Raw genomic sequence first — 7646 nt, forward strand, 5'->3', positions numbered from 1 at the left:
CGAAGAACGCCCACTCCGCATCCGACATCAAACCACGAACCATGGCTGCTCTCCGCAAAGAACAGCCTTGAATCAGCGATCAGCTGATTTGGGAATCCACTTTGTCCACATCACCTAGTTGGCTTGCGCGTTTTTCCGAAGACGGGGCGTGGGCGGGCGTCTACGTTTTTCAGGTCGGCTCAATGCTCGGGGCCTATACTTTCCTGCTTCTGACGCGCTCTCGATGGCTTTCCCTCGTCGCCATCCTGTACCTGATGCTGTGGTATTTCGTCTTCTATGGCCCGTTTGACATCGCCACGGCAATGGTGGCAGCGGTCGGGTAGCCGGAGGAGCCGAAACGACCGCTCTCCACCCCGAACAGACCTGCGCGATGTCCGCTTACGGCCCATCCGTCGAATGTCTGTAATCGGGCGTCAGGCTGATGGCCGAACCCGACCCTAAGCGGACGTTGTTTTAGCTAAGGTCGTCAGGGGCTGTCAGAATAACCCGTGTTTTTTGAGATGACGTTTCGTCGAAGACGGTGAATGGTGACGCTTCCACCAATGAAGGGGGACTACCGATGAAACTGCCCGCAACAACCACTGCTCTGGGGCTGCTGTTCGCCCTGGGTGCGGTCGCACCGGCCAGCGCCGATGGCGACACGCCTGTAGAGGCGACCGCCGCGCCGGTCTGGATGGCCTCTGTCATGTCGCTCGCCACCGACGACGGTCTGGCCCTTGTCCAGGACGAGGAAGACGACGAAGAGGATGACGACGACGAAGAGGACGATGAGGAAGACGATGAAGACGATGACGACGATGACGATGACGATGACGATGATGACGATGATGACGATGAATGCGAGGACGACGACGACCTCGTCTGATCCACGTATCGGCTGAAACATAGGGGCGTCGATCCACCGGGGTCGCCGCCCTTTTCATGATCGCCAAAGACAAAGGCCTCGCTGTTTCCAGCGGGCCTCGTTCGTTTCAGCGATGGCGCTGTCAGGGAAACTTCGCCAAGTCGAAAGCCCCCTACTCCGCCGCCCTTCAGTCAACCGCCGCCGCCTATGCGGCATCAGCATCGGCGCGGAATCGGCGAAGTGTGGGTCTGCTGATCAAATGACGTTGGACGTTGAAGGTGTTGTAGATCGCTGCGTGGGTCGTGAGGAATCTCTGGGCTGAAGCTTGTGATTTGAACCGCTGCTGCTGGCGCTCTCGTCTTCGGATCGGCAGGTGAGAGTTCTCGATCCGATTGTTCTCCCGAAGCCGGCCGGGTCGGTGCAGGTGGCGCAGATCCAGCTGATCCAGAGCCGCGCCGTATGAGGCCAAGCCGTCCATCGTAATCGTTTGCGACTCGACCGGCTGGTTGTGAAACAGCCGCCTGAGCAGCTTGAACTCGGCCTCTGTGTCCCGCCGGCGCTGGACCACGAGGTCCAAGACCTCGCCTTCATCATCGACAGCCCGCAACAGATACATCCGCCGTCCGCCGATCCAGCAGACCATTTCGTCGAGATGCCAGCGGGGCGAGGGCACAGGCCACCGACGTTTCAGACGCCCTGCGATCAGAGGGCCAAACTTGATGGTCCAGCACCGGATCGTCTCGTAACTGACGTCGATCCCCGCTGTGCGAGAAGCTCCTCGACGTCTCGAAAACTCAGGCCAAACCGGAAATACAGCGAAACGGCGTGGCGGATTACGTCCGCCGGAAACCGGCGGCGCTTGAACGAAATCGGCTTCACGAAACATAATCCCCGTCAGCGGTTTATGCCGCGCTACGCGGAGACAAGTTAGTGTTTGCCTGACAGCACCGCGCCAACCTTACCGCTGGGTAGCAATGCGGCTGCCCTTCCCCAAACCTGCGCATAGGGGCGGTTCAACTTCACCAATGTCCGCTAACCACGGTGGGCGTTAATGCGCAGGAGGTATGCGGGAATGCTCCCTCCTGGGTTCGTCACGCAGCTTCCCAGAAACGACAGGAAATGGCGAACAAAGAGGGAAGATCGTTGACGCCAAACCTATGCTTTACAATGATTTAGATCAGAGCGCTCTTCGTTCACACCGAGGGGGTCGCAGGTTCAATCCCTGCAGCATCCACCATCGTTTCTCATAAAATCCAATGAGTTATGGGCCGCCGGGCTGGGTACCGGCACGGCACCCGTCCATCCGACACCAAATAGACACCAGCCTTCCGGAACCTCGGTATCACTGGAGGTACGCTAGGCGCACAGACTCGTCTGAGACCGCTGTCGGGCTCGCCCATCCGTGGGCAACCACACAAGGGCTGGCTAGGCCGTGAGGTCTGTCCTTTTTGGCCAAGGCCGCTTGCAACGCTCCGGGCCCGCATCATCCGCCTCGAAACTGGTTGGCGGCCGCACGGGAAGAGAAGGAGCCCACATTTCTAGTCCTCTTGGCCAACGCGGGACGGCCCTAGGGGTCCACTCCTCGCTGGTTTTGGTCGAACTTTTGTAAAACTGTACCCGCCGCGCCTCGCAGGTTCTGCCCGAACGGGAGCGGCCCAGGAGGTGATCAAGCGCTTGAGCGCTCTAGACCCGCCACGGGCACTGGCGTTGAATCGCGGCTCTGGGAAATGTCCGATCTCGTCGCTATCGTGGAGACCGAAAAACAGGCTCCCGGCAAGCGCGGACCCTACAAAGTCCGACGGGAGAATGATGCATGACTTGGGGAAAGTTCGTTCTAGACGAAGCCGAGCATGATCTCACCCACCTAGACCCGTTCGTGATGTCGGTGACACCAAAAGCTGAAGGTGCGCCAACCTTCCGCGTCCTCGTGTCGTTCAGCCATCACGCCTTCACTCGGGAATTCATGGAAGGTGATCGTGAAGAGGAACGGTTTGGGCCAGTGACCGATGTTCGGTGCTTTTGCCTTTCCCGGCTCGTTTTGTCTTCCACGCTTCCCAAGCGGATCCATGCGGCGAGCAAGGGTAAGGCTTACTTCCCGGCACCCGGTCACGCAAAGCAGCGCAATTTCCTGCTCGTAGAAATTTCCCCTTATGAGCCGCCTTATCTAGTCGCGTTCAACTTCTCAAAGGCGCGCGGGGTCGATGCCGATGTGGTCATGTTTGTTGTAAGTGCGCATCCCCGGCCCGGAATGGTCCCAAAGAGCAGGATGGACAGCATCAGCTTTGCGACATTGGTTTCAAAGGTCGCATCGGGTCAGGAAATCAAACGTCCGCCCATAAAGAAATAGCCCCCTTGCGGGGGCTATCCTGTGCGAGAAAGCCCCTTAACCCCCGCGCTCCGCAGGACCCTTTCGGGCGGGCCGTTGTTTTTCGCTCGCTATCAACGACAAGAGCTAAATAGGTGGGCGGACGTTAAGTTTCAACGAAAATCGACAACCATTTGGTTGACGGTGTCAACGCACACGGGCGTTGAGTTTCGCTCACGGGCTGAGCATCGAGCTCAATCCGACCGCTAGTTTGGTTTTCAGTGGAAATCAAATTAGGGCACTCCGCGTGACACGCCCCAGCGGGGATTTTTCCGGGCGCGCCATTTTCTCGTGTTAAAGTTCTGTTTTTAACCACAAAGCGGCAAGAGCTTTGCCGCTCACCCTCAAAGTTATCCTAATCTTAGATTCTGTTGCAAAACCCGCGTCTCCAAAATTCCGCGAGTTGGATTAGCCTTCTGGATCGTCTGTCCCAAGCGGATTGTCGGTCGTTGTGATCCGGAGCCGTGCTCATTCATCGGCTTATGCGTTAGATCGCGGCCTGAAGGGCAGGCGAACGTCGCCATGATTTCGGGAGGGTCTCGCCGGCGGCCTCGGCGGGATAGCCGAACGCTAACCGGCTTGCCAGGCTTGCTAGCGCTCGCTCCCTCTTGGCACCCGGCGGGGCCTCTAACAGTCGCCTGAGGAGCGCCAAGTCCAACGCCCTCAGGTAGATTCGGGCAAGCTCCGAGCGGTTCGCCGGACCGGTCATCACGACCTCTTGGTCGGCCCGAGGCTCGAGGCTGGGGTAAACGATGACAGACCTTCTATCACCCGAGCCATGAGCATAGAGCGCTAGCTGATAGAGCATGCTTGAAGGGAGGTTTCGTTCCCAAAGGTCCCGGTATTTGGCGTCGACGACAGCCCCGGCTTCGTTGCCAGGCGAGCGGATAGTGAAATCCGGGCGCAGGACCGGGGGCGATCGTCGTGGGAGGGATGTAGCGTAGTGGAACATGGGTGAGAGCCTGCGTTCATCGAGCACCTCGCAGCCATTGAGATGCTCGTTCAGCAACCGCGATACCAAGGTCTGAAAGAACCGGTTCATATCGAACAGGAAGCCTGGCAGGCGCATTCGGCCCCCCCCGTCTTCCATGGAGATTCCAGAGCCCTCGAGGAGCAGTTCGACAACGTCGAATAGCGGCGCGTAGCGGCGGGTGCGGCGGTCGAGCTGCCCACGAGCCGCATCCAAAAGGTTGGCTGTGAGGGGTTGTCGCCCGACGTCCATAACTGCCGCAAGCCGGCCGAGTTCAGCGGCGAGCTTGTGACTTACTACCAAGCGTGCCGCCAAGCGTAGGCCGGCAGCTAAGGCGATGTTGAGGAGATTTTCGTCCGTCCGTTCAAAGTAACGGCAGGGAAGAACAGCCCGCCCTCCGCTCAACGCGCGCCCAAGATCGTCGAAGACGATGCGGCCGCGTGGGCTCGACAGATCCGCCTCGCGCGGCAGGTAGTCTTGATGCAAGCCAGTGGCGATTAATCGGGCGGCGTCATGCGCCAGCTGGCTAGCAAGAATGTCCTGAAATGCGAGGGCCTCACTGCGGAAGGAGGCGTGGCCAATGAAGGATAGGCGCTCCAGCCCAAAGGCGTAGCGCAGGAGCTGCACCAAAGGCGCGGCCTCGATCTTCGGGTGCACTGTGATCGTTACTCCACCGATCACGATCCGCCCGACCCAAGAGGTTGTCCCGACCTCGAGACCCGCCCGCGTCTCGGTTACGTCGAGGCGGCCGGACTTGCGCAAGTGCTGCGCCAGCGTCTGTTCGTCCAGGCTCAACTCTCGCGCTGGCAGCAGCCGGGTCGGCTCCCACTCCCGGAACCGGTGGCCCGTCGTCATATCTCAGGCTCGTCCTCGTGCTCGGGTTCGGCAACTCCCAAGTCCAGCGCGAGAGCCTCGGGGGAGGCTGTAAGTTCGGGGAACGTATTCAAGATTGCCGTCAGCAGTTCATCGGCCCGGTCCGGCTCGAATAGCTCACCCTTGATCCGCTGTAGGCCAGCGTCCACCAAGCCACCGACCAGCCCACCGAGCATCGAGTAGTCCTCGTAGCAATACTCCTGGAGAAGTGGCACCACCTCACCGGCCAAAATAGCCGCAAACGTCGCGGGATCCGATACCGGCGCGCCCCCCTCCAAGAAGAAGGCGTGGCCGATCTGCAGGCTGCGCGCGTCCCGACCCAAGGTGGACCTGATCTTGGCGTTGAGCGCCTCGAGCCATGCGGCGAGTGGAAGGCGCTCGGCAATCATGGTTTCACTGAGAAGGCTCACGTCAGGGAGCAACTCAACGAAGCCAAAGCGACGCCGTAGCGCGACGTCGAGCAAAGCGATCGACTTATCGGCTGTGTTCATCGTGCCGATGACCCTGAGGTTCTCCGGAACGGAGAAGCGGCGCTTGGAGGGCAACCTAACCTCAATGCCCCGCTTGTCGCGCTCGAGTAAAGTGATCAGCTCTCCGAAGATGCGTGGAATCTGTCCGCGGTTGATCTCATCGATGATCAGAAAGTGAGGTCGGCCGTCGGACCGGGCTTTATCGCAAAACTCCTTGAAGACGCCGTCCTGCAGCTGGAACGAGAGCTGCCCACCCTCGGCCTGCGGGCGATAGCCCTCGATGAAATCCTCATAGCCAAAGCCTGGGTGAAAGGTGACCATCCGCACTAGACCGTCTTGCTCATCCAATGAGGCAAGTTGGTCCGGTGCGAGACCCTCAGCGGGCCTTCCGAAGACCTCACGCGCCGCGAGCTCCAAAGCGGCGCGGCGCGCCCAGTAGGTCTTCCCTGTCCCCGGCGGCCCGTGAAGGATGAGCTGGCCTTTGCGCTGAAGGATAGCTGCGATCTCTTTGATTCTTGGCTCAAGGGGCGGGAGGCTCGCACGCTCAGATCTGGTCGCAGGGACAAGCATGGGGCCGAGCGCGGAGGCGGCCTGAAAGCGCCTCTCGAACGCCAGTTTGCTCTCCGGCTTTGCAAACTCCCAAACTGTGGTCCGCAGGCCTTCCGACCCGGATAGCTTCCAACCTCCCACATCCAACCAGTCCACCTGCCTCTGGTGCGGCGCATCCGCTAGCCGATCCCGCCGATGCTCGTACTCGCCCGCGACACGGCCGATGCCGAGTATGCGCTCGCCATCAGCAGTGATCACCAAGTCGCCCTTCTTGATGTCCGCGACGAAGTCGAGAAGCTCACCGGCCTTCCGTGTTGCGGAACCGGGATTAGCTTCGCTCTCGAGCAGCATCCCGGCGAGCTTCGCCTTGTCCGCCGTGGTGTGCTTCAAGTTTGAAAGGTCGGGCATTGCGGCCCAGCCGACAGCGGCGTAGCCCCCCTCGCGCATGTCCGGCCAGATGTCGCGCCCATCGACATTGGTTCCGATGCGCCAGTATCGATACGGGCGGCCGTTCACCCGATTTAGCACGGTCGTCAGGTGGTTGATGGGTAGGTTGGCCGCCCGCGCCAGCTGTACGAAACGGCCTGCACAGACGTAGCGCCCGTTCGACTTTGGCGGCTCCTGCAAAAGCCGGATCAGCTGGAACCGCTGGAAGTCCCCGGAGTGATAGTCGTCCAGTTTCGCAGGGGCATAGAGGTGGAAGTACTTGTGTCCCCAGGCAGAATCGAAAACGTCGGGCGCGGCCCTCATAATTTCTTCCTGCAGCTCCCGATACGCGTCATCGATCGCTTCGTCGCCAGAATCTGGCAGAGAGAAAGTATCGAGCACGCGGGTACCGGCTAGCAGTTGGTCGCGGTTGCGACGCGCAACATCGATCGCCTCGGCCTCGCTGATCGGGCGCATCGAGCGCGAGGCACCGGTGGTCCAGAGCCCTGTCTCTTTGCTTCGGAAGATTCCGAACTTCAGTGCGCTGCCGCCCGCGATGCTACCAAAGCTCGAGGGGAACTCCTCATCGTTTTTGAACTCCAGCCAATAGACGAGGCTGTCGACTGTGCCATGCGCGTGCATCCGCTCTAGCAGCTCCGAACCGTCGAGCTTCGCCAACCGAGCAGGTCCGAACTGCTCCTGAAACGTGGCGTAGTAGGTCTCGAGGCGCGGCTCAGGTATCAGCTCGCCGGCGGCCAGCAGGCGTTGCGCCTCAGCCGCCAAGCCTGCCGGCGAGCGATCGAATGTCTCGGGTATGGGGTTCAATTCTGCTCGCCCTCTCCTTGCAGCCAAGGCTCACCTGTTACGAGCTGACTCGTCGTCACTTTCGTGAAGGCATTTGATCGATGCCATTTTAAACGGCTACGGTGCTTATCCGTTAGCGGGATGGACGCCTGCCAGCGTAGTTCGGCGCAAGCGGCTTCACTCAGATTTGGAGAGAATTCTGGAACCCCATCGTCGTCGAAGGTGACTGTCCGCCGTCAGCGCCAATGAGACAGATTGAGGGTTCCGTTTAGAGGAGGATTTTGGTCTCGTCGTAGTGACGAAGGAACGAAGATGAGACCAAAATCCTTGCCCTTGAAGGCAACG

5 protein-coding genes and 1 pseudogene are annotated in these 7646 nt (G+C 60.0%); 3 read left to right on the top strand and 3 right to left on the bottom strand.

From position 1 onward, the window contains the following. The first annotated feature begins 182 nt into the window (after positions 1-182). Both ACP7A5_RS17525 and ACP7A5_RS17530 read left to right on the top strand, forming a co-directional pair. On the top strand, positions 183-323 hold the full coding sequence (locus ACP7A5_RS17525; RefSeq protein ID WP_426043103.1) for a hypothetical protein: 141 nt from the start codon (positions 183-185) through the stop codon (positions 321-323). Between the two features lie 236 nt (positions 324-559). Then, positions 560-865 carry a hypothetical protein gene (locus ACP7A5_RS17530; RefSeq protein ID WP_426043104.1) on the top strand — a complete coding sequence of 102 codons (306 nt, stop codon included), beginning with the start codon at positions 560-562 and terminating at the stop codon, positions 863-865. Positions 866-1049: 184 nt separating this feature from the next. On the opposite strand, the pseudogene ACP7A5_RS17535 reads toward ACP7A5_RS17530, so the two are convergent. Beyond that, positions 1050-1723 (bottom strand): annotated as a pseudogene (locus tag ACP7A5_RS17535) (IS6 family transposase). 934 nt (positions 1724-2657) lie between these two features. On the opposite strand from ACP7A5_RS17535, the gene ACP7A5_RS17540 reads away from it, so the two are divergent. Further along, positions 2658-3191, top strand: a complete 534-nt coding sequence (locus tag ACP7A5_RS17540; RefSeq protein WP_426043105.1) for a hypothetical protein — start codon at positions 2658-2660, stop codon at positions 3189-3191. A gap of 505 nt (positions 3192-3696) precedes the next feature. Here the strand turns inward: ACP7A5_RS17540 and ACP7A5_RS17545 are convergent. Beyond that, entirely contained in the window at positions 3697-5034 is a 1338-nt protein-coding gene (locus tag ACP7A5_RS17545) for an McrC family protein (protein WP_426043106.1), read from the bottom strand. Next, positions 5031-7322 carry an McrB family protein gene (locus ACP7A5_RS17550; RefSeq protein WP_426043107.1) on the bottom strand — a complete coding sequence of 764 codons (2292 nt, stop codon included), beginning with the start codon at positions 7320-7322 and terminating at the stop codon, positions 5031-5033. The genes ACP7A5_RS17545 and ACP7A5_RS17550 overlap by 4 nt, the downstream gene beginning before the upstream one ends. Between the last annotated feature and the right edge of the window lie 324 nt (positions 7323-7646).

This window comes from Brevundimonas sp. TWP2-3-4b1, assembly GCF_049897665.1.
Lineage (GTDB): Bacteria > Pseudomonadota > Alphaproteobacteria > Caulobacterales > Caulobacteraceae > Brevundimonas > Brevundimonas subvibrioides_B.